The 20,417-nt window shown below is 61.9% G+C and carries 17 protein-coding genes, 2 tRNA genes and 1 pseudogene; 6 read left to right on the top strand and 14 right to left on the bottom strand.

Translation table 11 applies throughout. The features are described from left to right. Positions 1–91: 91 nt before the first annotated feature. The 6 genes from yegQ to O0882_RS22210 all read right to left on the bottom strand — a co-directional run bounded on the left by yegQ (position 92) and on the right by O0882_RS22210 (position 6,490). The gene (yegQ, locus tag O0882_RS22185) at positions 92–1,453 is read right to left on the bottom strand and encodes a tRNA 5-hydroxyuridine modification protein YegQ (RefSeq protein ID WP_289951547.1); all 1,362 of its coding nucleotides are present in this window, start codon (positions 1,451–1,453) and stop codon (positions 92–94) included. A gap of 92 nt (positions 1,454–1,545) precedes the next feature. Then, complete coding sequence (locus O0882_RS22190) at positions 1,546–2,934, bottom strand: FAD-binding oxidoreductase (RefSeq protein ID WP_289951620.1); 1,389 nt, start codon at positions 2,932–2,934, stop codon at positions 1,546–1,548. A 209-nt stretch (positions 2,935–3,143) separates the two neighbouring features. Next, the gene (locus O0882_RS22195) at positions 3,144–3,317 is read right to left on the bottom strand and encodes a hypothetical protein (RefSeq protein ID WP_289951549.1); all 174 of its coding nucleotides are present in this window, start codon (positions 3,315–3,317) and stop codon (positions 3,144–3,146) included. 51 nt (positions 3,318–3,368) lie between these two features. Continuing rightward, positions 3,369–3,614, bottom strand: coding sequence for a DUF1059 domain-containing protein (locus O0882_RS22200; RefSeq protein ID WP_289951551.1), 246 nt, complete (start codon positions 3,612–3,614; stop codon positions 3,369–3,371). A gap of 66 nt (positions 3,615–3,680) precedes the next feature. Then, on the bottom strand, positions 3,681–6,035 hold the full coding sequence (locus O0882_RS22205; protein ID WP_289951552.1) for an acyl-CoA dehydrogenase: 2,355 nt from the start codon (positions 6,033–6,035) through the stop codon (positions 3,681–3,683). Between the two features lie 122 nt (positions 6,036–6,157). Next, positions 6,158–6,490 carry a collagen-like protein gene (locus O0882_RS22210; protein WP_289951554.1) on the bottom strand — a complete coding sequence of 111 codons (333 nt, stop codon included), beginning with the start codon at positions 6,488–6,490 and terminating at the stop codon, positions 6,158–6,160. Positions 6,491–7,168: 678 nt separating this feature from the next. On the opposite strand from O0882_RS22210, the gene O0882_RS22215 reads away from it, so the two are divergent. Then, positions 7,169–8,299: a tetratricopeptide repeat protein gene (locus tag O0882_RS22215; protein ID WP_289951556.1), complete on the top strand. Its 1,131-nt coding sequence runs from the start codon at positions 7,169–7,171 to the stop codon at positions 8,297–8,299. A gap of 189 nt (positions 8,300–8,488) precedes the next feature. Here O0882_RS22215 and O0882_RS22220 read toward each other — a convergent pair. Further along, positions 8,489–8,564: transfer RNA gene (locus O0882_RS22220), tRNA-Phe, on the bottom strand. Between the two features lie 119 nt (positions 8,565–8,683). Between O0882_RS22220 and O0882_RS22225 the strand changes: the two genes are divergently transcribed. Further along, complete coding sequence (locus O0882_RS22225; RefSeq protein WP_289951558.1) at positions 8,684–9,454, top strand: hypothetical protein; 771 nt, start codon at positions 8,684–8,686, stop codon at positions 9,452–9,454. 43 nt (positions 9,455–9,497) lie between these two features. On the opposite strand, the gene O0882_RS22230 is transcribed toward O0882_RS22225, so the two are convergent. Continuing rightward, entirely contained in the window at positions 9,498–9,923 is a 426-nt protein-coding gene (locus tag O0882_RS22230; protein ID WP_289951559.1) for a hypothetical protein, read from the bottom strand. Between the two features lie 208 nt (positions 9,924–10,131). Here O0882_RS22230 and O0882_RS22235 point away from each other — a divergent pair, with 208 nt between their 5' ends. Then, positions 10,132–11,127 carry a cytochrome-c peroxidase gene (locus tag O0882_RS22235; protein ID WP_289951561.1) on the top strand — a complete coding sequence of 332 codons (996 nt, stop codon included), beginning with the start codon at positions 10,132–10,134 and terminating at the stop codon, positions 11,125–11,127. A 46-nt stretch (positions 11,128–11,173) separates the two neighbouring features. On the opposite strand, the gene O0882_RS22240 is transcribed toward O0882_RS22235, so the two are convergent. The 4 genes from O0882_RS22240 to O0882_RS22255 form a co-directional block, all read right to left on the bottom strand. Then, a complete protein-coding gene (locus O0882_RS22240; protein WP_289951563.1) occupies positions 11,174–13,561 on the bottom strand; it encodes a S9 family peptidase in 2,388 nt (795 codons plus the stop codon). Positions 13,562–13,653: 92 nt separating this feature from the next. Then, complete coding sequence (locus tag O0882_RS22245; RefSeq protein ID WP_289951565.1) at positions 13,654–15,942, bottom strand: EAL domain-containing protein; 2,289 nt, start codon at positions 15,940–15,942, stop codon at positions 13,654–13,656. 86 nt (positions 15,943–16,028) lie between these two features. Beyond that, on the bottom strand, positions 16,029–16,439 hold the full coding sequence (locus O0882_RS22250; RefSeq protein WP_289951568.1) for an energy transducer TonB: 411 nt from the start codon (positions 16,437–16,439) through the stop codon (positions 16,029–16,031). A gap of 88 nt (positions 16,440–16,527) precedes the next feature. Further along, complete coding sequence (locus O0882_RS22255; protein WP_096233722.1) at positions 16,528–16,833, bottom strand: PsiF family protein; 306 nt, start codon at positions 16,831–16,833, stop codon at positions 16,528–16,530. Between the two features lie 266 nt (positions 16,834–17,099). Between O0882_RS22255 and O0882_RS22260 the strand changes: the two genes are divergently transcribed. Continuing rightward, on the top strand, positions 17,100–17,639 hold the full coding sequence (locus O0882_RS22260) for a DUF2058 domain-containing protein (RefSeq protein WP_289951572.1): 540 nt from the start codon (positions 17,100–17,102) through the stop codon (positions 17,637–17,639). Between the two features lie 89 nt (positions 17,640–17,728). Here the strand turns inward: O0882_RS22260 and O0882_RS22265 are convergent, their stop codons facing one another. Together O0882_RS22265 and O0882_RS22270 are read right to left on the bottom strand one after the other, a co-directional pair. Then, a complete protein-coding gene (locus tag O0882_RS22265) occupies positions 17,729–18,742 on the bottom strand; it encodes a hypothetical protein (protein WP_289951573.1) in 1,014 nt (337 codons plus the stop codon). Between the two features lie 296 nt (positions 18,743–19,038). Continuing rightward, positions 19,039–19,114, bottom strand: a tRNA-Phe gene (locus O0882_RS22270). Between the two features lie 186 nt (positions 19,115–19,300). Between O0882_RS22270 and dkgB the strand changes: the two genes are divergently transcribed. Further along, the gene (gene dkgB, locus O0882_RS22275) at positions 19,301–20,125 is read left to right on the top strand and encodes a 2,5-didehydrogluconate reductase DkgB (protein WP_289951574.1); all 825 of its coding nucleotides are present in this window, start codon (positions 19,301–19,303) and stop codon (positions 20,123–20,125) included. Between the two features lie 53 nt (positions 20,126–20,178). Further along, positions 20,179–20,361 (top strand): annotated as a pseudogene (locus O0882_RS22280) (LLM class flavin-dependent oxidoreductase); the annotation flags it as partial. Positions 20,362–20,417 lie beyond the last annotated feature (56 nt).

Here is a 20,417-nt window from a genome sequence, read left to right on the forward strand (position 1 = left end):
AACAAATTGTTTAAGCGGTGAATCGTGGTTTTTTACTTGTCAAATCAAACACTTACATACTGGCTCATCACCCCGCGCGGCAGACTCGCGGTTACAAATAGCGCGCCAGCAAGGCCTTGTCCAGCGCCCCGTCGAGTTCGATGCGCACGAAGTGGCCGCTGCCGGGCGCGACCTGGATCTCCTTGCCGTCGTCGCTGAGCATGCGGGCAATGGTGAAATCGCGGTTGCCGCCCGGATGCAGGGCTTCGATGCGGTCGCCCACGGCGAAGCGGTTTTTCACTTCCACCCTGGCCCAGCCATCCGTCACGCCCAGCACGTCGCCCACGTACTGGCTGCGGTCCGCCTCGGACGCGCCGCGCATGTAGTTCTGGTGCGTTTGCGTGTGATGGCGCTGGTAAAAACCGTCCGTGTAGCCGCGGTTGGCCAGGCCTTGCAGCTGACCCAGCAGGCTGATATCGAAAGGACGGCCTGCCACGGCGTCATCGATGGCCTGGCGGTAGACTTGCGCCGTGCGCGCCGCGTAGTACAGCGACTTGGTGCGGCCCTCGACCTTCAGCGAGTCGACGCCGATCTTGACCAGGCGTTCGATATGCTCGACGGCGCGCAAGTCCTTCGAATTCATGATGTAGGTGCCGTGCTCGTCTTCGAGGATCGGCATCAGCTGGCCCGGGCGCTGGGCTTCTTCGATAAAGTAGGGCTGGTCGGCCAGCGGGTGGCGCGGCTGCTGGTGCAGGGCGGAAAACGCATTGTTGTCGGCCTCGGCCAGCGCCTGGTGAAATTCCAGCGGCACCACCTGCATGCCGCCCAGGTCGCCGCTGGCGTCTTCCGAGGCATTTTTCACCTTGTAATCCCAGCGGCAGGAATTGGTGCACGTGCCCTGGTTCGGGTCGCGGTGATTGAAGTAGCCGGACAGCAAACAGCGGCCCGAATAGGCGATGCACAGGGCGCCGTGGACGAACACTTCCAGTTCCATCTCCGGGCAGCGCTGGCGGATTTCCTCGATCTCGTCGAGCGACAGTTCGCGCGACAAAATGACGCGCGTCAGGCCCATGCGGTGCCAGAATTTCACGTCCGCCCAGTTGACGGCATTCGCCTGCACGGACAGGTGCACGGGGACGTCCGGCCACTTGTCGCGCACCATCATGATCAGGCCGGGATCGGCCATGATCAGGGCGTCCGGGCGCATGGCGATCACCGGTTCCATGTCGTGCAGATACGTTTTCAGCTTGGCGTTGTGGGCGAAGATGTTGCTGGCGACAAAGAATTGCTTGCCGCGCGCATGCGCGCCATCAATTCCCTCCTGCAAGGCTTGCAGGGTTGAAAAATCGTTATTGCGCACGCGCAAACTGTAGCGCGGCTGGCCCGCATAGACGGCGTCGGCGCCATAGTCGAAGGCGGCATGCATCTTGGCCAGGGAGCCGGCAGGCAGGAGGAGTTCGGGAGCGTGGCGCATGGGCGAGGGGCAAAGCCGGCGATTGTAAGCGCGCGGCGAGCGCATTGCATTGCCCTGGATCAAGGGATTGCAAGGCGCCGCGCCGTGGCAGGCTAGGCGGCAGGACAGATGTTCTGGTTGGCGCGGAACAGGTTGGCGGGATCGTATTGTTTCTTGATACGCGCCAGGCGCGGATAGTTCACGCCATACGCGTCGGCCGTGCGCCCGCTTTCATCCTCGGTGAGGAAATTGACGTACACGCTGCCCGTCGCATACGGTGCGGCGTCGTTGAAGAAGTCGCGTGCCCAGGCGATGCAGCGCGCGTCATCGGCAGGCGCGTCCCAGCGCGTGTGCACGTTCATCACATACAGGGCGTCGCGGTGCGGATAGGCCGTCTCCTGGGGCGCCGGCCGGCTCGCCTGCGCGCCCAGCAGGCCGAGGAAGATTTCGCATTGCGGCGTCGGCAGCTTGCCGGCATGGCGGATGACGGTATCGATGGCGCCGTCGCTGAGCTGCGTGAAGTTATGCGACTTCCAGTAGTTGCGCGCGCCCGGCGTGAGCAGCGCATCGAAGGCTTGCTGCCAGGCCGTGTACGGCATGCTGCCCAGGTGCATGCCCAGCGGCTGGCCGAAGCGGCCGATGCGCTCGATCGCCTCCTGCATGGCGGCCGACTGCACGGGTGAAAAGACGGGCAGGACCAGCACGTCCTGGCCATGCACTTCGGGCGGCAGGAACGGTAGCGGCGGCGCCTTGCGCAAAACGGCCCAGACGGTCAATTCATCGGGCATGCTGTCGACGAAATCGCGGTATTTCGTCAGCACCGCCTTGGCTTGCGCCCAGGGGAACACGATGAGGCCGGCCGTGACTTGCGGCCCGACGGGATGCAGCTGGAATTCGAAGCGCGTGACCACGCCGAAGTTGCCGCCGCCGCCGCGCAAGGCCCAGAACAGGTCGGGATGCTCGGTCGCGCTGGCATGCAGGAATTGTCCGTCGGCCGTGACGACGTCGGCCGCCAGCAGGTTGTCGGCCGCCAGGCCCAGCGTGCGGCTGAGCCAGCCAAAGCCGCCGCCCAGGGCCAGTCCCGCCACGCCCGTGGTGGAATTGATGCCCAGCGGCGTGGCCAGGCCGAACGCCTGTGCCTCGTGGTCGAAGTCGTGCAAGGTGGCCCCGCCTGCGACGTGGGCGCGGCGCCGTTGCGGATCGATATGCACCGAGCGCATGCCAGACAGATCGATCACCAGCCCATCGTTGCACAGGGCGCTGCCGGCGATATTGTGGCCGCCGCCGCGCACGGCCAGGGGCAGGCCGTGGTCGCGCGCATACGCCAGCGCCGTGCGCACGTCCGCCGTGCCCGCGCAGCGCGCGATGAGGGCCGGATGCCGGTCGATCATCGCGTTCCAGACGGCGCGCGCGCTGTCGTAGCCGGCGTCGTCCGCTTGTAAAAGTTGCCCTCTCAATGACGCTTGCAGCGCATTGAAGTGGCCATTCGTCAATGTATTCATCATGTACCTCCCTACAGTTGCAGGTGATTACGGTAAGAGTGACGGGAAACAGGGAGCCTGTTCCGGCGCGCCGGCTTGCCTGCACCGCCAGCCAGCGCGTGGTTTCATGATAGGAAGCGGCCAGGCGGTACGCAAGAACCGCTCATGCAAATGTGATAAGGAAGTTCGCGTGCCTGCGCGCAGGCAAACGACGGGCGGACTCTGGCGCCTCAGGCGTAGGGCGTGCCCGCCATGGCGGCGTTCAAGCCGGTGTGCCCCCGCTTCATCAGGGACAGAAAGCCGGCCCTGGCCAGCAGCAGGCTGGCCGCCAGGTGGGCAAGGGGATCGCCTGCATCGCGCCCCGTGGCGTCGGCCAGCGCCTGCGCCACCACATGCTTCATCATCGGCCCCGTGCTGGGCTTGCGCTTGCAGAAACCGGCGCAAGCCCTGGCAGGCTAGTGCGCGTGCGAGGCCCCGCTGCTGCCGGCCTGTCCCGTCATGGGCAGGTGTTCGGGTGGCATGCCGTCCTTGAACAGTTGACGCAGCTGCTGGCGTAGCTCCGGCGTGTCGTGGTGATGGTGTACCGAGACCGCGTGTTCCACAGCAATGCCCAATAGCTCTTCCTCGCTGTCGGCCGAAATGGCCACCGAGCAATTTGTGTCGCTTGGAAATTCCCGGCAATCGATGAATTTGCGCGTCATGATCGACTCCTTTCTGCAAAGAGCGGGCACCGCACCCGCTCCATTCAGTATAGGTCGCAAATTCGCCTAGGCGGCGCGGCTGCCGGTATCGGCCTCGTGTACCGGCAAGTGTGTTGGCTGCGCCGCCTCGGCCGAAAAATCGTCGACCTGGATCAAGCCATCGACCAGGCGCGCATATTCCAGCAAGGTATTGTGCTCCTGGCAGCTGACGGTGCCTGCCGCCTTGGCTGCGGCCAGCCATGGCTGCATGGCGGACAGGCTTTGCGGCAGGTGCCGCAGGGCCGCGCCTTCGGGCGTGTCTTTCAGGCGCTTTTCGATGTGCAGCACTTCCGGCAGCAAGACCAGTGCCCGCTCGGCGCAAGCCACGGGATCTGCCGCGTCGCTGGCAACATGGCCATCGGCCAGCAGGCGTTCGCGGTCGGCGCCCGGCGTTTGCAGGGCCAGCGCCACTTCACTGCCCAGTTCGTCGGACGGCGGACGGTGGGGCAGGCCGAACGGGAACAGCAAGGTGCGCAGCAGCACGGCCAGCACGCGCGCGGGGAAATTGTCGAGCACGCCCGTCAAGCCTTGCTGCGCCTTGAGCAGCGCATCTTGCAGCGACCAGTGCACATAGGGCAGGTCGGCCTCGGGCCGGCCATCGTCCTCGTAGCGCTTCAGCACGGACGAAGCCAGGTACAGCTGCGCCAGCACGTCGCCCAGCCGGGCAGACAGCCGTTCGCGGCGCTTGAGTTCGCCACCGAGCACGAACATCGACATATCCGTCATGACGGCGAACGCCGTCGACAGCCGCGTCAACGCGCGGTAGTAGGGCGCCAGTGCGGGCGCGCCGGCGTCGGGCACGGCCGCCAGGCGCGCGCCGCCCAGTCCGTACCATAGCCCTCTGGCCAGGTTGCCCAGCACAAAGCCCACGTGGCCAAAGAAGGCTGCATCGAAATCGCGCAGGGCCTTGTGGCCATCGCTTTCGCTGACGGCGGCCATTTCCCTGAGTACATACGGATGCGCGCGGATGGCGCCCTGGCCGAAGATGATCAGGCTGCGCGTGAGGATGTTGGCACCTTCGACCGTGATGGCGATGGGGATTTGCTGGTAAGCGCTGGCGAGGAAATTGTTGGGGCCGATGCAGATGCCCTTGCCACCGAGGATATCCATGCCGTCGTTGACGAGTGCGCGTCCCCGTTCCGTGACGTGGTATTTGAGGATGGTGGAAATGACGGCCGGCTTTTCGCCCAGGTCGACGGCGTGCGCGGCCAGGGTACGCGCCGCGTCCATCAGGTACAGGTTGGCGCCCATGCGCGCGAGCGCTTCCTGCACTCCCTCGAACTTGCCGATCGGCATGTTGAACTGGCGCCGCACGGCCGCGTACGCGCCGGTGCCGCGCACGGCCATCTTGCCCATGCCCACGCTGGACGAGGGCAGAGAGATGGCGCGCCCCGCCGCCAGGCATTCCATCAGCATGCGCCATCCCTTGCCCACTTGCGCCTGGCCGCCGATGACCCAGTCGATGGGGATGAAGACGTCGTTGCCGGAGGTGGGGCCGTTCTGGAACGCGGCGTTCAGGGGATGGTGGCGGCGGCCGATCACCACGCCGTCGTGGCTGGCGGGGATCAGGGCGCAAGTGATGCCTGGTGCATCGTTATCGGAGAGCAGATGTTCGGGGTCGCTGGTCTGGAATGCCAGACCCAGCAAGGTCGCCACGGGCGCCAGGGTGATGTAGCGCTTGTTCCAGGTGAGGCGGAAACCCACGGTGGCGCGACCCTCATGAACGCCCATGCAGACCACACCCAGGTCGGGGATGGCGGCCGCATCGGAACCCGCATACGGGCTGGTCAGGGCAAAGCAGGGAATCTCCGTGCCGGTGGCCAATCGCGGCAGATAGTAATCTTTCTGGGCTTCGGTGCCGTAGTGCAGCAGCAGTTCTGCCGGTCCCAGCGAATTGGGCACCATCACGCTGACCGCCAGCGCCGAGCAGCGGCTCGACAGTTTCATCACCACCTGCGAGTGCATGTAGGCGGAGAACTGCTTGCCGCCGTATTGTTTCGGGATGATCATACCGAGGAAACCCTGGCTTTTCATGTAGGCCCACGCCTGCGGTGGCAAGTCGAGTTGCTGCTGCGTTTCCCAGTCATTGACCAGTTCGCACAGCCGTTCGACGTCATGCTCAAGAAAGTGGCGCTCTTCGGCCGTGAGCGTGGCGCGGCCATACGCCAGCAGTTTTGTCCAGTCGGGCCGGCCGGAAAACAGGTCCGCATCCCACCACGTGGTACCTGCCTCGAGGGCGTCGCGTTCCGTGTCGGACATCGTTGGCAAGATGCGCTTGAACAGGGCCAGCAGGCGTGGAGCGAGCAGGGCGCGGCGCACGGGGCCGGGCGCGAACAGTACAACTAGGCCCAGCAGGGCCACCATCAGTATGATCGTCAGCATGCGATATCTCCCATTGAATAGGGACAGGATAGGCTGATGCGGCCGATGTTACTGTGCGGTACAGCGCATACGCACAACGCCAACCGCAGGGGTTGGCGTTGTGGTGTCCGATGTCGCTCGGATTAACGTGGTGGAACGACAATCACCGTATCGCCCGTCTTGCCCTTGGCGCCGGTGTCGCCTTTGGCGCCTTCATCGCCGGCAACACCAGCGTCGCCCTTGGCGCCATCGTTGCCTTGCATGCCGCTGTCGCCGGTCTGGCCCGTGGCGCCGGTGGCACCCGTCGCGCCGGCAGGGGCTTCAGCGCCCTTGGCACCGGTAGCGCCGGCAGGACCAGGCGCGCCGGCCGGGCCGGGAACGACTTGCACGACGGTAGGCGCGGGTGGCGCTTCGCGCTGGCAAGCGGTCAAGGCCAGGGTAGAGACGAGCGCGAGCAGTATCAGGGTAGGTTTCATGATGCATCCTTTGGCAGTGTGCCGTTATGTACGGAACGGCTCGACGGCGTCGGGCGCGAGTTTCGCATGGCGGTGTGGCGGGGAGAGCTGGCCAGGTGGCCGTTGCGCCGTGTCGCGCAGGGCGCTGGCGGCGGGAAGGGTGTGTGGTCTGCCTGCAGCATGGGCCCTTGGGCGGCTGTAGTCCGTACGTTTGCGTACATAGCGGCGGGATGGAAGGTTTTTGCTATGTGCTGCTGAATTCTTGGTGCCCGGGTGGTATCGAACCACCGATATAAGGATTTTCAATTCCGATGCTGGTCGGTATCAAATAAATCACACTTTTATTTATCTTCGAGATAATTCCTGAAAATCAACATGGTGCAATCAATCTGGCATCCCAGAGTGCGGTGTGCGCACAGCAAACCATAGTTGATCAAGGGCAACGATCTCTCATTCTGGTCATCGGCTGCCGCATAAAAGGGAGACACTATCCGCTGACCAGTCCGAGTGCCTCTTCGAAATAAACGTCAACTTCGACGGCGTTTGCCCCTGATATCGATGGCACGAACGACCTCTAGCAGCGGGAACCTTACCGTGGATATCCCGATCATCGGCCGAACGCTTCGGCCCGCATTCGAATGTAGCGACTTTCCGTCAAAATGGTTTGGAAGAAATTTTTTCTGATAAAGGTCATTCAACATGAAATTCTATTTTTTGACATGTCTGTTGACACTCGCACTTGCTGCCGAAGCCGCTATGTCGTCCCCGACATTAGACGAAGTTAACACGGCATATGAGACGAAAGATTACGCTGCGTCTTTAACGGGCTACGCGAAACTTGCTGCGGATGGTAATGCGGTGGCGCAGAACAAATTGGGCGAGATGCACGCCAACGGCGTGGGTACTTCAAAAGATGAGCAACGGGCGGTTTCATGGTATCGAAAAGCTGCGGAGCAGGGCTTGGCCGATGCGCAGCAGAACCTGGCCGTGATGTACGGCAAAGGCAAGGGAGTCCCCCAGGATTGGCAACAGGCTCTGGCTTGGCATCGCAAGGCGGCAGAGCAGGGCTACGCTCTCGCCCAGTTTTTCATGGGAGTGATGTACGAATTCGGACATGGGGTTTCCAAGGATCCAGTACAAGCTATCAGTTGGTATCGCAGAGCCGCCGATGATGGGTTTGCTCGCGCTCAATATCGTATGGGAACGGCAGCGGCAGACGGATGGGGCATGCCTGTGGACGGACAGCAGGCGGTGAGCTGGTATCGCAAGGCTGCTGAACAAGGGCATGCCAACGCACAGCTTGAATTGGGCTTGGTGTTCGCCACTGGGGATGGTGTCCCGAAAGACGAGCAGCAAGCGGTGAGCTGGTATCGAAAAGCGGCGGCGCAGGGGAGTTCGCGGGGACAGTTCAGTTTGGCATTGGCTTATGCCAACGGTACAGGGGTGCCGCGTGACGAAGAGGAAGCCTCGACCTGGTATCGCAAGGCTGCGGAACAAGGCTACGTCGATGCGCAATACAATCTGGGAGTACTGTATGCCAGCAGTCGCGGGCCTACCAAGGATGAGAAGCAAGCGGTTAAATGGTATCGCCGGGCGGCTGATCAAGGCGATGCTGGCGCGCAGTACAATTTGAGCTTGATGTACCTTTACGGCAGAGGCGTCCCGCAGGATATTCAGCAAGCTTATTTCTGGTGCCTCTTATCTAGCTTCAGAGGTCATAAAGCCGCAACCCTATCCAGGCTGCTTGCTTCCTTTGACAGCAATGAGACAGCCGCGGCGCATGAAAAAATGTTTGCAAAGGTTAAGGCATGGGTGCCAAGAACTGAATAGGCCTAGGCCCTGATCTCAGGCGGTCGTGCTCGGCATGGTGGAGTATATTAACGCTGAGCAACAAGCGGAGCCGCCCGAAGTACGGTGGCCTACCGGGCATCATAGATGGACCGGGGCAAAGATTTTTTTGAGCCTGCAAATAAAAAGCCAACCCGAAGGTTGGCTTTTTATTATGTACTGCTGAATTCTTGGTGGCCCGGGGCGGAATCGAACCACCGACACAAGGATTTTCAATCCTCTGCTCTACCGACTGAGCTACCAGGCCAAGGCGGCGAATTATAGCAGAAAGACTTTCTACCTGACCAGAGCTAGCTGTGTTCAAATGCAACAGATGGCCAAAACATGGTGTTTTGGCATCCTTGTATGAGCTGAAGGGATGTGGCAATGCAGCGATGTATTGGAGTGCAAGGCCTGGCGGCTGCTGGCTTGTTCAGTTTGTTTTGCGGTACGGCGCGGGCAGATGGCCTGGCCGATCTGAATGCGGCGCTGGCGCGTTTGCAGGGGCAGATGCCGATCAAGGCGCAGGTCGAATCGAAAACCTGGCGCCGCGAGGGCGAGGGCAAGGCGGCGGAAGACGATAGCGGCCAGGCCACGGTGGCTGTCGACAGCGGGCCGGCGGGCTTGCAGGTGCTCTACAGTAAGGAGGTGCTGGCGAAAGTGGAAGCCGAGCAGCGCGCCAGGGTGAAAGATCCGAAGGTCAAGACGCCGATCGGCTTTGCGCTGGGAGAAATGAAGGCGACGGAGCTGCACTCCATGGTGTCGGCGGCCGATGCCCTGTCGCGCGAAATCGAGGAAGCCGTGTTCAGCGGCGAGAAGATCGATAACTACAAGGGCAAGCCGGCGCGCCTGCTCAGCTTTACCTTGTCGCTCGACAAGGTGCCGGAAAAGGACCGCAAGTATGTGAAGAAGTTCGAGGGCGGCATCGAGGTGTGGATCGCCGCCGACGGCACGCCGCTGGCCAGCCATTTCCACTTTGACGTGAGCGGGCGCGCTTTCGTTGTCATCAGCTTTACGCAAAAGACGGACGAGACGCGCCAGTATGGCGTCAGCGGCGACCATTTATTGTTGTTGCGCAAGGAAAGCAAGAATGCCACCTCGGGCGCGGGCGAGAAGGTGGAAAGCAAAATTATCAAGACCTTGCAGCTGCAGTCCTGACGCGTTGCAGCCCCCCCCCAAGCCGCTGATCCAGCGGCTTTTTTTACATCGCCGAACTGCCGCCCATGGTGCTCTTTTGCAGCACGCAGCGTCCCGCCTCGCAGGTGGCGCCCGGATCCGTGACGATGGAGCAGGTCGACATCATGCCGTCCGCCTGCTGCTGCTTGCGGCTCGCCTCGGCTTGCGCCTGGGCCAGTGCCTTGAGTTTCTTGCCGTCATAGCTTTTGCTGGACCAGGCCAGGTAGCGCTCGGGGCCGCCGCAGGCCTTGGCGCCGATGGCGAGGGTCTGGCATTGCTGCGTGGAATCGCAGGCGGCGGCGCCCACTTCCGCCTGGATTTGTGCCAGCAAGCCGGCATTGCCGGGGGCGGGCGGCGCATCTTGTGCGGGGGCGCTGCCGCAGGCGCTGGTGAGCAGCAGCAGGATGGCGGCGCACGTGGCGCGCAGGACGGAGTAGGTTGGCGTTTGCATGCCTTCATCATGTGCCACGCTTGCCCGAATGGCAAGCACGATTCGCACTTGGCCAGAACCTTGATCCCCGTCATTTTCATTGCCAAGCAGTCAAAGTTAATATAAATCAACATCCAATCAGTGATGTACGGGTGGCAACCGGGCCGGTGCGCTGCATTCCCGCGCCGGCGCGTGCCGCCGATTCGGGAATGTTTCCAGGAGTTAGACTATGCGCCGCACCCTCTCACCCATCCTTTTCATCACCAGCCTGGCCTTCGGCTGCGTGCTGCATGCCGCCGAAAAGGAACCGATCCAGCCGATCACTGCCGCCAAGGTGGCCAATCCGGCGATGGTCGAATTGGGCAAGAAATTGTTTTTCGACCCGCGCCTGTCGCGCTCGGGCTTTATTTCCTGCAATAGTTGCCATAACCTGAGCATGGGCGGCACGGACAACATCAAGACTTCGATTGGCCACAACTGGCAGCGCGGGCCCATCAATTCACCCACGGTGCTCAATTCCAGCATGAACGTGGCGCAGTTCTGGGATGGCCGTGCCAAGGATTTGCAGGAGCAGGCGGGCGGTCCCATCGCCAATCCCGGCGAGATGGCTTTTACGCATGAGCTGGCCATCGATGTGCTGGCCTCGATTCCTGCCTACCGCGCGGAATTTCGGCAAGTGTTCGGCCAGGATAAATTGACCATCGAGCAAGTCACGCGCGCCATCGCCGCCTTCGAGGAAGTGCTGGTAACCCCTGGTTCCCGCTTCGACCAATGGCTGATGGGCAAGAAAAGCGCGTTGACGAAAGACGAGCTGGCCGGCTACCAGTTATTCAAATCCAGCGGCTGTATCGCCTGCCATAACGGTCCCGCCGTGGGCGGCAACACCTTCCAGAAGATGGGCGTGGTGGAACCGTACAAGACGGCGATGACGGCGCAAGGGCGCTCGGCCGTGACGGGCAAGGATGCCGACCGTTTCAATTTCAAGGTACCGACCCTGCGCAACGTGGAGCTGACCTACCCCTACTTCCACGATGGCGAAGCGGCGACCCTGACGCAAGCCGTCGATGTGATGGGCCGTTTGCAACTGGGCCGCACCTTTACGCCCGATGAAAATGGCAAGCTGGTGGCTTTCCTGAAGACCCTGACGGGCAAGCAGCCGCAGCTCGTGCTGCCGATCCTGCCGCCATCGTCGGACACGACGCCGAGGCCGGTGCCGTTTGACTGAGTAAGCTGTACATAAAAAATGCCCGCATACAAGCGGGCATCGAGGTTTACTTCAATGTTCTCTGGAACAACTGATAGATGCGGCGGTACTCGTCATACCACGCTTCCGGCTGCACGAAGCCGTGGCGTTCCATCGGGTAGCTGGCCATTTCCCAGTTATCCTTTTTGAGCTCGATCAAACGCTGCGACAGGCGCACGGAATCCTGGTAAAACACGTTGTCGTCGATCATGCCGTGGGCGATCAGGAGGTTGCCCGTCAGTTTGTCCGCGTATTCGATGGGCGACGAGATTTTATACGCATGCGGATCGATGTCCGGCGTGTTCAGGATATTCGCCGTGTACTCATGGTTGTAGGTGGTCCAGTCCGTCACGGGGCGCAGGGCGGCGCCGGATTTGAACACGTCCGGCGCGCGCATCAGGGCCATCAGGCTCATGAAGCCGCCATAACTGCCGCCATAGATGCCCACGTTCCGGATGTCGCCCTGGTGCTGCTGTGCCAGCCAATTGGCGCCATCGATGAAATCTTCCAGTTCCGGGTGGCCCATCTGGCGGTAGATGGCCGTGCGCCACGCGCTGCCATAGCCGAGCGAGGCGCGGTAGTCGACGTCGAGCACGATGTAACCCTGCTCGACCAGCAGGTTGTGGAACATCTGCTCGCGGAAGTAGACGGGGTAACGTTGCGTGACGTTCTGCAGGTAGCCGGCGCCGTGCGCGAACATGACGATCGGATATTGTTTACCCGCTTGCAGCTGCGCCGGGCGATACAGCTTGGCCCAGATCGGGGCCGCGCCATGCGTGGACGGCACTTGCACCAATTCCGGCATGACCCAAATGCGCGCCTTGAAGGCCTCGCTGCGCGTATCCGTCAGGATATTCGCCTTGCCGCCTGCAACGGAAATCGTCGCCAGCTGGGCCGGCATATAGCTGGTGGAGTAGCGCAGCAGCAGCTTGCCGTTATCGGGCGACAGGCCGAAGTTTTCCACGCCTTTCAAATTCGTCACTTCGCGCGCGCCGCCATCGCTGGCCGTGCTGGCGCACACGTCATACGTGCCAGGCGCTTGCCGGTTGCACATGAAATAGGCGATTTTGCCGTCGCGGCTCCATTCGACGGCGCTCACTTCCCACTGGCCGCTGGTCAAGGCGCGAGCCGGAGCGGCGCCCGTCTTCGTGTACAGGTGGGCGTAGCCGCTTTCCTCGGACAGGTACCACAGGGTGGCGTTGTCGGGCAGCCAGCCGAATTCGTCGGCGCGGCGGTTGACCCAGGCCGCGTCGCTGATGCGGTGCACCGGCACCAGGGCACCGTTGACCAGGTCGACGGTGGCGAGCCAGCTGTCCTTGTTGTCGATGGCGCGCACGCGCACGGCAACTTTGCTGCCGTCATCGGTCCAGGCGATGCCGTCGCGCTGGGCGTCGATGCGCACGGGACGGTTGCCTTTCAACGGCGGCAGCTTTTGTTCGGCGCGCAGAAGCGCCAGCGGATCCACGGCGATGCCGGGCAGGCTGTCGAAAGCGATGTCGCGCACCTGGCCCGTGCGCAAGTCGGCCAGTTTCAGGCTTTGCGCGATCGGCATGTTGCGGCCCACGCGCGTGCGCTCGTCGTCCGCTTCCGGGTAGCCCGTTTCCGTGACGTAGCGGGCCAGCTTGCCCAGCTTGCCCTTCTCGGCGGCCTTGTCCTGCGTGACGAACAGCAGCCAGCGGCCATCCGGCGACAGGGCGCTGCCGGAAATCGTGACTTTATCTCCCAGGTAGATCGGTTCCGGCGCGCGCGTGGCGTCCAGGCGGCGCTCTTCCTGGCGGCGTTCGCGGGCCGCGTCGCGGTCTTGCTTCTGGCGCGCCAGGTTGACGATCAGGCGCAGCTGCAGTTCGCGCAGGGCGTCCGCTTCCGGCTTGGCGTCCGGGTCCTTGGCCGCGCGCAGCAGGGCGACGGGCGCGCTCAGGCGGTCAACGCGGCTCCAGCTGAACCAGTCTGTGCCGCTGCGGTATTGTACCGCGCCGCCGTCGGCGGAATATTGCGGGTCGCTGATGGCCGAGACGCCGCGCGTGATTTGCGTCAAGGCGCCGTTTTTCAGGTCGCGCTCGAACAAGTCGCCGTTGCGCAGCAAGATGGCGCGCGTGCCGGCCCGGTTGACGAGCATCTGCTGGCCATCGAGATGGGCCAGTTGCGCGTCGTCGACCTTCTTGCCGCTATTCAGTTTGGCGTTCGCGCCTGCCACTTGATACGTGTCGCGCAGGGGCGAGCCGAGGCGTTTTTGCTTGTAATACAGCTGGCCATTCCAGCCCCACCATGCCGCTTCGACGGGAGTACCGATCCAGTCGGGATCGGCCATGGCCTGGTCCAGGGTGATGGGCGTGGGGGCGGTGGTGGAAGGGGCCGCATGCACGGCGGGCAGCAGAGATAGCAGCAGGAGCGGCAGCAGGGGAAGAACCAGACGCATCGGGGATCGCTTTAATCAAAGGGGATGGTGAAGGTACAGGCTATGAGGCCGGTATTCTAGCGGAGGAGTTTCGTACAGGAAATGTCGGAAAGCTAAGCTTGCCGCCGGGCCAGCCAGGCGAGAAAGTCGGCTAGCGGCATCGGCCGCGCATACAGGTAACCCTGCAAGCCGTCGCAATCGTGGGCGACCAGGAAGTCGGCCTGCTCCTGCGTTTCCACGCCTTCGGCCACCACGCGCAAGCCCAGGTGGCGCGCCATGGCCAGGATCGCTTGCACGATGGCCGCGTCGCGCGGCGTGTCGTCGATGAAGCGCTTGTCGATTTTGAGTTCGTACAGCGGCATCGAGGTCAGGTAGGCGAGGCTGGAATAGCCGGTGCCGAAATCATCGATGGAAAAGCGGATGCCCAGTGTCGCCAGTTCGCGCATGCGCGCCAGCGAGGCGTCGCGCTGGTCGATCAGCAAGCCTTCCGTCAATTCCAGGATCAGGGCGCCGGCCGGCGTGCCGTGTTCGGCCAGCGCCGCCTGCACGCGGGAGGCGAAATCGGGCTGGCGAAACTGGGCCGGGCTGACGTTCACGGACAGGGCGACGGGTGATCCCGCCTGCGCCAGCAGGCAGGCGGCGCGACACGCTTCGCGCAGGGCCCAGTGCCCCAGCCTGACGATCAGTCCCGATTCCTCGGCGATGGGGATGAAGATGCCCGGTGCGATAAAGCTGCCGTCCGGCTGCGGCCAGCGCATCAGCATTTCGGCGCCCGTGACCCGTCCATCGCGGTCGACCTGGGGCTGCACGTGCATGCACAATTGGCCCATGTCGAGGGCGCGTGCCAGCGCCCGTTCCAGGGTCAGGCGACGCTCCACGTCCGCTTGCATGGCCGCTTCAAAGAAGGCGATGCCGTTGCGTCCTTCCGCCTTGGCACGGTACATGGCGATATCGGCTTCGCGCAGCAAGTCGTGCGCCTGCTGGCCCGCTTTCGGCAGCAGGGTCACGCCGATGCTGGCGCTGCAATGATACGACTGCCCCTCGATATCAAAGTCGCGCGCGATGGCGGTACGGATTTTCTCGGCCACCTGGGCCGCCGCATGGGCTGCGCCGTGCAAGTCATCGGCCAGGTGCGCCAGCAGTACGACGAATTCGTCGCCGCCGATGCGCGCCACCGTGTCGGCCTTGCGCATCAGCTGTGCCAGCCGTTCTCCCGCCAGGCGCAGCAGCGCGTCGCCGGTGGCATGGCCGCGCGCGTCATTGATGTGCTTGAAGTGGTCGAGGTCGATGAACATCAGCGCGCTGATGGACTGGTCGCGCGGCGCGGCGGCCAGCAAATGGGCGATGCGGTCCATCAGCAGGCGCCGGTTGGGCAAGCCCGTCAGCACGTCGTAGAAGGCCAGGCGGTGGATGTCCGCTTCCGATCGCTTGCGCTCGTCGATTTCGCGTTCGACAGCCACCCAGTGCGTTTGCCTGCCGTCCGCATCCGTAAACGGCACCAGTTCCGCTTCGACCCAGTACGCCTTGCCGGCCTTGTTGTAGTTCAGCAATTCCGCCCTGGCCGGCTGGGCGCTGGCCATGGCGGCGGCGACGCGCGCCAGTTCGCCCGCATCGGTGGCGGGGCCCTGCTGGAACAGCAGGCTGCGGCCCAGCACCTCGGCGCGCGCATAGCCGCTGCTGCGCTTGAAGGCGTCGTTGACGAAGATGATGCGCGTGGCCGATACCGTCCCGGCGCCGGGGCCGGGCGGGCCGTCCAGCACTTCGGCGATCATCACCATGTCGTTCAGGCGGGCCAGCGCCGTGGCCGTCAAGCGCAGCTCGGCGTTGCGTTGCGACAGGGCCTGGCTGCTGTCTTCCAGGTGGCGCAGCAGGAAGGCGCAGGACAGGGTCAGCACGGCGGCGATAAACAGGAAGTTCAGGGCCACGATCAGCGCGCGCAGCACGGGAGAGTCGGGCGTGCCCGGCAGGTGCAGGGCGACGTCGGGGTGCAGGCCCAGGAAAAAGATGGTCAGCGAGGTCAGGGCCAGGGTGGACAGGGCTGGCCGCATGCCCAGCAGCAGTGCCGCCAGCACGGGCATGAGCATCATGTAGATCTGGCTGACGGGGCCGATTTTCAGCAGCAGGCCCACGCCTACCAGGTAGGCGACGATGAGGAATTGCCACACGCGCCAGCGGTAGGGCATGGCGCGCAGATGCCAGATGACGCCGATCCAGCCGATGGCCAGCAAGTCGAGGGCGACAATGGACCAGATGGCTTCGCTCGCGGCCAGCAAGGCGCTGGGAATGGCCGTCACGAAGCCAAGCAGCAGCACCATCTGCAGCAGGTGCTTGAAGACCTGGCCGCGCCAGTGCGCGAGATCGTTCGACGCCGCCACGCTGCCGTCCTTTCTCCAGGATGCCATGTAACCGTACTGAGCAGTAGGTTGACTAAATACTACGCGCTATCTTTCCCCATGTCATCTTGATCATTAAGCATGGTTGCCGGCGTTCAACGTTCAGTCTTGTCGACGGATGCATTGATCCATTCGTAGGGCATGATCACTTTGCTGGCGACGGGCTTGCCGTCCAGCGTTTCCGGCTGGAAGACGCACTTGGCCAGCGCATCGCGGGCCGCCTGGTCGAGGGCGGGATAGCCGCTGGAGCGGATGACAGCCGCTGCGCTGACCTTGCCGTCCGCCTCCACCGTGAAGTGCAAGGTCACTCTGCCTTGGGCGCCGCGCCGTTTCTCGCCCGGGGGCCAGGCTGGCTGGGTGCAAGCAGCCGGCATGCTGGCCGGCACGCGCACGGCAGGTGCCGCGACCGGCGTCGGCGTGGCCGTGTGACAGCCGCTCAGGACGATGGCGAGGCAGGCGGTGGCCAGCAGGCTGCTGGCAGAGGAAGGGGGCAGGCGATAGGGCAAAAGGGAACTCCATATTCGGAACAAAAAAAAGCCAGCCTTTCGGCTGGCGCTGTGGGGTGAAGCGCACACTGGCGCTTCGAACCGGCGCTTACTTCTTGGGTGCGCTCAGGCATTCTTTCATGAATGCCTTGCGCGCGTCGCCCTTCATGTCCTTGGCGTCGGCATTGCACGCTTTCATCTTGTTTTGCTGCGTCATGGCAGGTGCTGGCTTGGCGCTCAGACATTCCTTCATGAAGGTTTTGCGCTCATCGCCTTTCTTGCCGGCGGCATCGGCATTGCAGGTGGTCATTTTCGACTGTTGCGCCGTCTTGGCGACTGGGGCCGCTTCCGGTGCGGCGGCAAAGGCGGTGCTGGCAAACGCGGCAGCGATGCAGAGGGCGATTAATTGTTTCATGGCAAATCCTTGTAGACGCAGGCGATGGAAGGGAACGTGCAATCGGCAGCTCACTGCCGATATGCAGAACGTAACTAACTATATGACATTTATCAACAAAATTTCCACTCGTGTGTGTCTTTTTGTTACCGCCAGGCGCCAGACGTCCACCGGCGGCTCCGGGCAGTCATGTTGCGGCGGCAGCGGCCCTGTTTTTTGCTATGCTAGCGTCTTTCCACCGGCCGATGCCGCTGCCTTGGCCGGCGCACCCTCAATACGGAGTAGTTATGGTCTCGTTGCAAGAGCAGTTTTTAAAGGCCGGCCTGGTCGACAAGAAGAAGGTCAAGCTGGCCAACCAGGACAAGAGCAAGCAAAAAAAGGACGAGCGCAAGAGCGGCACGCAAAGCGTCGACGAGGTGCGCCTGGCCGCGCTCGAGACGCAGCGCAAGAACGCGGAACGCGCGCGCGAGCTGAACGCCCAGCGCGACGCGGCCGCCAACCAGAAAGCCATCGTGGCGCAGATTGCGCAAATGGTGCAAAAAAACCGCCAGAGCAAGGGCAACCACGGCGAGCTGCCGTACAACTTCACTTTTAATAACAAGATCGAGCGCATCTACGTGACGGCCGCCGTGCAAGCTCACCTGGTGGCGGGCCGTCTGGTGATCGTCTGCCTGGGCGGCGCCGTGGAACTGGTGCCGCGCATCATCGCCGACAAGATCGCCGAACGCGATCCGGCCATCGTCGTGCGCGTGAAACAGGCCAGCACGCAAGTGGACGAGGACGATCCGTATGCGGCGTTCCAGATTCCGGATGATTTGATGTGGTAAGAGGGTGATTGCCCGGTGCCGCTGAGAGTGAGTGCGGGCCGGGATGGTATCGGCGGCAGGTAAAGTTATCTACTGATAAAAAGTTACTGTCATTCCGGCTGTGCAGCCTGTGTTTGAGCATTTACTTCTTGTTTTACCTCAGGTCGGCCAAAGGATTCTGGTACCCGTCCAAAAACTTCACCAGTGATTCCGGAATAGAAAACAATTCCTAAAATATTTCCAGTCAGGTACTTGCTTTGCATGGACATTTCTTTTGGGTCATCTCTTGTCGGTTTTGCGTAGAAGTAATCATAGATGAGATAAGGAGAGGCAATCTTCATCACGATCAACGCTTTTAATGCTGGAAGCTCCTTGGCTGCGTTAGCGTTTTCCAGGGTGAATTGCGCGACAGGGGAAGGATTTGTGTAAGCTTTCTCCCGTCTGGCACTTAAAAATGGAATCTTGTTTACTGCGACACCAAGTCTTACCGACATTGTTTTTTCAACGACGACGGTTGCGCCATAAGCATTGCTGGCCTCATAAGTGTCTTTTGCGATTACTTTAAAGTCTAAGTCGAACTGATCCAGGTCCGTATATTGGCGCTTGTTTGTATCGTAGTCAGGGGCGCCAATGCCGTTCATGGATAGCTTATTTGGCAGCGCAAACAAGCGTACTCCCCCCGTGTCCGCATTGAAGTCATATGCCAGCCCCTCCTTATACTTCCCGCCTTTTTTAACCGGTAGAGCAAGCGCAAAGTAATCATTCAGGGTTGACTCGCCAATTACTTTTTCGTTCAGGCTGGCTATCTTTCTTGCATTGAAATCGGCTGTTGACTCAAACTCCCCCTTGCTGGCCCCTGTGATTTTTTGCACGGCTGCCACGATTTCACTGACAGGAAAACCCTCGTATGCGGGATCGATGCGACCGTTTTCGATCATGCTCATTGAAAAGCTGACCGGTTTTTTTTGTTCTTGTTTGATTGGCGGCAATGACGCAACAGGAGTCTTTCTTACTTGTTTTGCCGTGCTAGCGACTGTTTGTATTTTATTGACAGCTGGCTTGGTTTGGGCTGCGCAGATACTGGCAAGTGAGGCTGTGAAGGCCAGTACGAACCATTTTTTCATTCTCGTTATCCTTTGATCGTATAAATAAGAGTTCTCCGCACGAGGCGGCTCGCCGTTGATTTTTATGTAATTTTAACATGTTTCACATGGGAAAACTTTCCTGTGGTCTGGCTGCCTCCGACCTGCGTGATGCGACTGGACGGGTAAGTTGGAGCGATGTGCTGCACCGGATGCAAGAGCGTTTGGGGATTGCGGAGGGGGGGCGACGACGTGCGGGAAATGAGGAGTATGACTATACGGCCCACAAACAAAAAACGCCACCCGAAGGTGGCGTTTTTGAAAGTATTACGAATTCTTGGTGGCCCGGGGCGGAATCGAACCACCGACACAAGGATTTTCAATCCTCTGCTCTACCGACTGAGCTACCAGGCCAAGGTGGCGAATTATAGCAGACCAAAACGGGAATGCAAGAGCCGGCTGCGACTTTTCCCCGATTTCCTGCATGGTCATCACATTACTTGCCTGCGGGTCAAATATGATTTGATATAAACGGCATTTTTCTCAACAAAGGATGGGCGCATAGTGTGGTCATCGACATTTGTTTGAGAGGACTGCCGCATGAACACGACTACCCGACACACCGCCATCCCTGAAATCGGCCTGGGCACCTACCGCCTGCAAGGCCAGGTCGTCATCGATTCCATCGCCACGGGGCTGGACGTCGGCTACCGGCATATCGACACGGCACAAATCTACGGCAATGAAGCCGAAGTGGGCCAGGCGATCGCCGCCAGCGCCGTCCCGCGCGACGCGCTGTTCGTCACCACCAAGATCTGGATCGAGAACCTGCAGCGCGACAAGCTGATACCCAGCCTGAAGGAAAGCCTGCGCAAGCTGCAGCTGGAGCAGCTGGATTTAACGCTGATCCATTGGCCGTCGCCGCAGGACGCCATTCCCGTGGCCGAGTACATGGCGGCGCTGCTGGAAGCCAAGGCGCAGGGGCTGACCAGGGCCATCGGCGTGTCGAATTTCACGAACGCGCAGCTGCGGCAAGCCATCGATACGGTGGGTGCGGCAGAAATCGCCACCCAACAGATCGAGATCCACCCCTTCCTGCAAAACCGCACCGTCGTCGAGTTCGCGCGCAGCCAGGGCATCCACATCACGGCCTACATGCCGCTCGCGTACGGCAAGGTGGTCGCCGATCCGGTCATCATGTCGATTGCGGCCAGACACGGCGTGACGCCGGCGCAAGTGGCCCTGAGCTGGTCGCTGCAGCAGGGCTTTGCCGTGATCCCGTCGTCGACCAAACGCGCCAACCTGGAAGCGAACCTGCATTTCCAGCGCATCACCCTGTCGCCGGACGAGATGGCACAGATGGCGACGCTGGAGCGTGGCGAGCGCCTGGCCAACCCGCACGGCCTGGCGCCGCAGTGGGATTGAGGAGAAGACGATGATTGCGATGAACAAGCTGGGAAAGCAGGTTTTGAGCATCGGCCTGGATCGGCGCGCAGATGGATGGCTGGCTCGCTTATCCGGGCACGCCGGAAGACCATGCGCGGCGTGCGGCCGGCGTGCAGCATATCGGCTTGCAGCTGCGGCAGAACCGCCGCCCGCTGGCCGAGACCTTGCAGGAGATCGCGCACTACGTGCTGCCCGTGTTTCATGGCGCCGCTTGATCTGGGGCACGCGTCCTGTACTTCCGGACTATCTGAAAAGGGTGGGGCAAACGCTA

It is taken from the genome of Janthinobacterium sp. SUN073 (genome assembly GCF_030397665.1).
In the GTDB taxonomy this organism is placed as follows: domain Bacteria; phylum Pseudomonadota; class Gammaproteobacteria; order Burkholderiales; family Burkholderiaceae_D; genus Janthinobacterium.

Coding starts and splice junctions, on each gene's coding strand:
- O0882_RS22225 (WP_289951558.1), top strand. CDS start 8,684: ATGCAGCGATGTATTGGAGTGCAAGGCCTGGCGGCTGCTGGCTTGTTC.
- O0882_RS22240 (WP_289951563.1), bottom strand. CDS start 13,561: ATGCGTCTGGTTCTTCCCCTGCTGCCGCTCCTGCTGCTATCTCTGCTG.
- yegQ (WP_289951547.1), bottom strand. CDS start 1,453: ATGCGCCACGCTCCCGAACTCCTCCTGCCTGCCGGCTCCCTGGCCAAG.
- O0882_RS22205 (WP_289951552.1), bottom strand. CDS start 6,035: ATGCTGACGATCATACTGATGGTGGCCCTGCTGGGCCTAGTTGTACTG.
- O0882_RS22195 (WP_289951549.1), bottom strand. CDS start 3,317: ATGATGAAGCATGTGGTGGCGCAGGCGCTGGCCGACGCCACGGGGCGC.
- O0882_RS22215 (WP_289951556.1), top strand. CDS start 7,169: ATGAAATTCTATTTTTTGACATGTCTGTTGACACTCGCACTTGCTGCC.
- O0882_RS22230 (WP_289951559.1), bottom strand. CDS start 9,923: ATGCAAACGCCAACCTACTCCGTCCTGCGCGCCACGTGCGCCGCCATC.
- O0882_RS22265 (WP_289951573.1), bottom strand. CDS start 18,742: ATGAAAAAATGGTTCGTACTGGCCTTCACAGCCTCACTTGCCAGTATC.
- O0882_RS22210 (WP_289951554.1), bottom strand. CDS start 6,490: ATGAAACCTACCCTGATACTGCTCGCGCTCGTCTCTACCCTGGCCTTG.
- O0882_RS22255 (WP_096233722.1), bottom strand. CDS start 16,833: ATGAAACAATTAATCGCCCTCTGCATCGCTGCCGCGTTTGCCAGCACC.
- O0882_RS22260 (WP_289951572.1), top strand. CDS start 17,100: ATGGTCTCGTTGCAAGAGCAGTTTTTAAAGGCCGGCCTGGTCGACAAG.
- O0882_RS22235 (WP_289951561.1), top strand. CDS start 10,132: ATGCGCCGCACCCTCTCACCCATCCTTTTCATCACCAGCCTGGCCTTC.
- O0882_RS22245 (WP_289951565.1), bottom strand. CDS start 15,942: ATGGCATCCTGGAGAAAGGACGGCAGCGTGGCGGCGTCGAACGATCTC.
- dkgB (WP_289951574.1), top strand. CDS start 19,301: ATGAACACGACTACCCGACACACCGCCATCCCTGAAATCGGCCTGGGC.
- O0882_RS22200 (WP_289951551.1), bottom strand. CDS start 3,614: ATGACGCGCAAATTCATCGATTGCCGGGAATTTCCAAGCGACACAAAT.
- O0882_RS22190 (WP_289951620.1), bottom strand. CDS start 2,934: ATGAATACATTGACGAATGGCCACTTCAATGCGCTGCAAGCGTCATTG.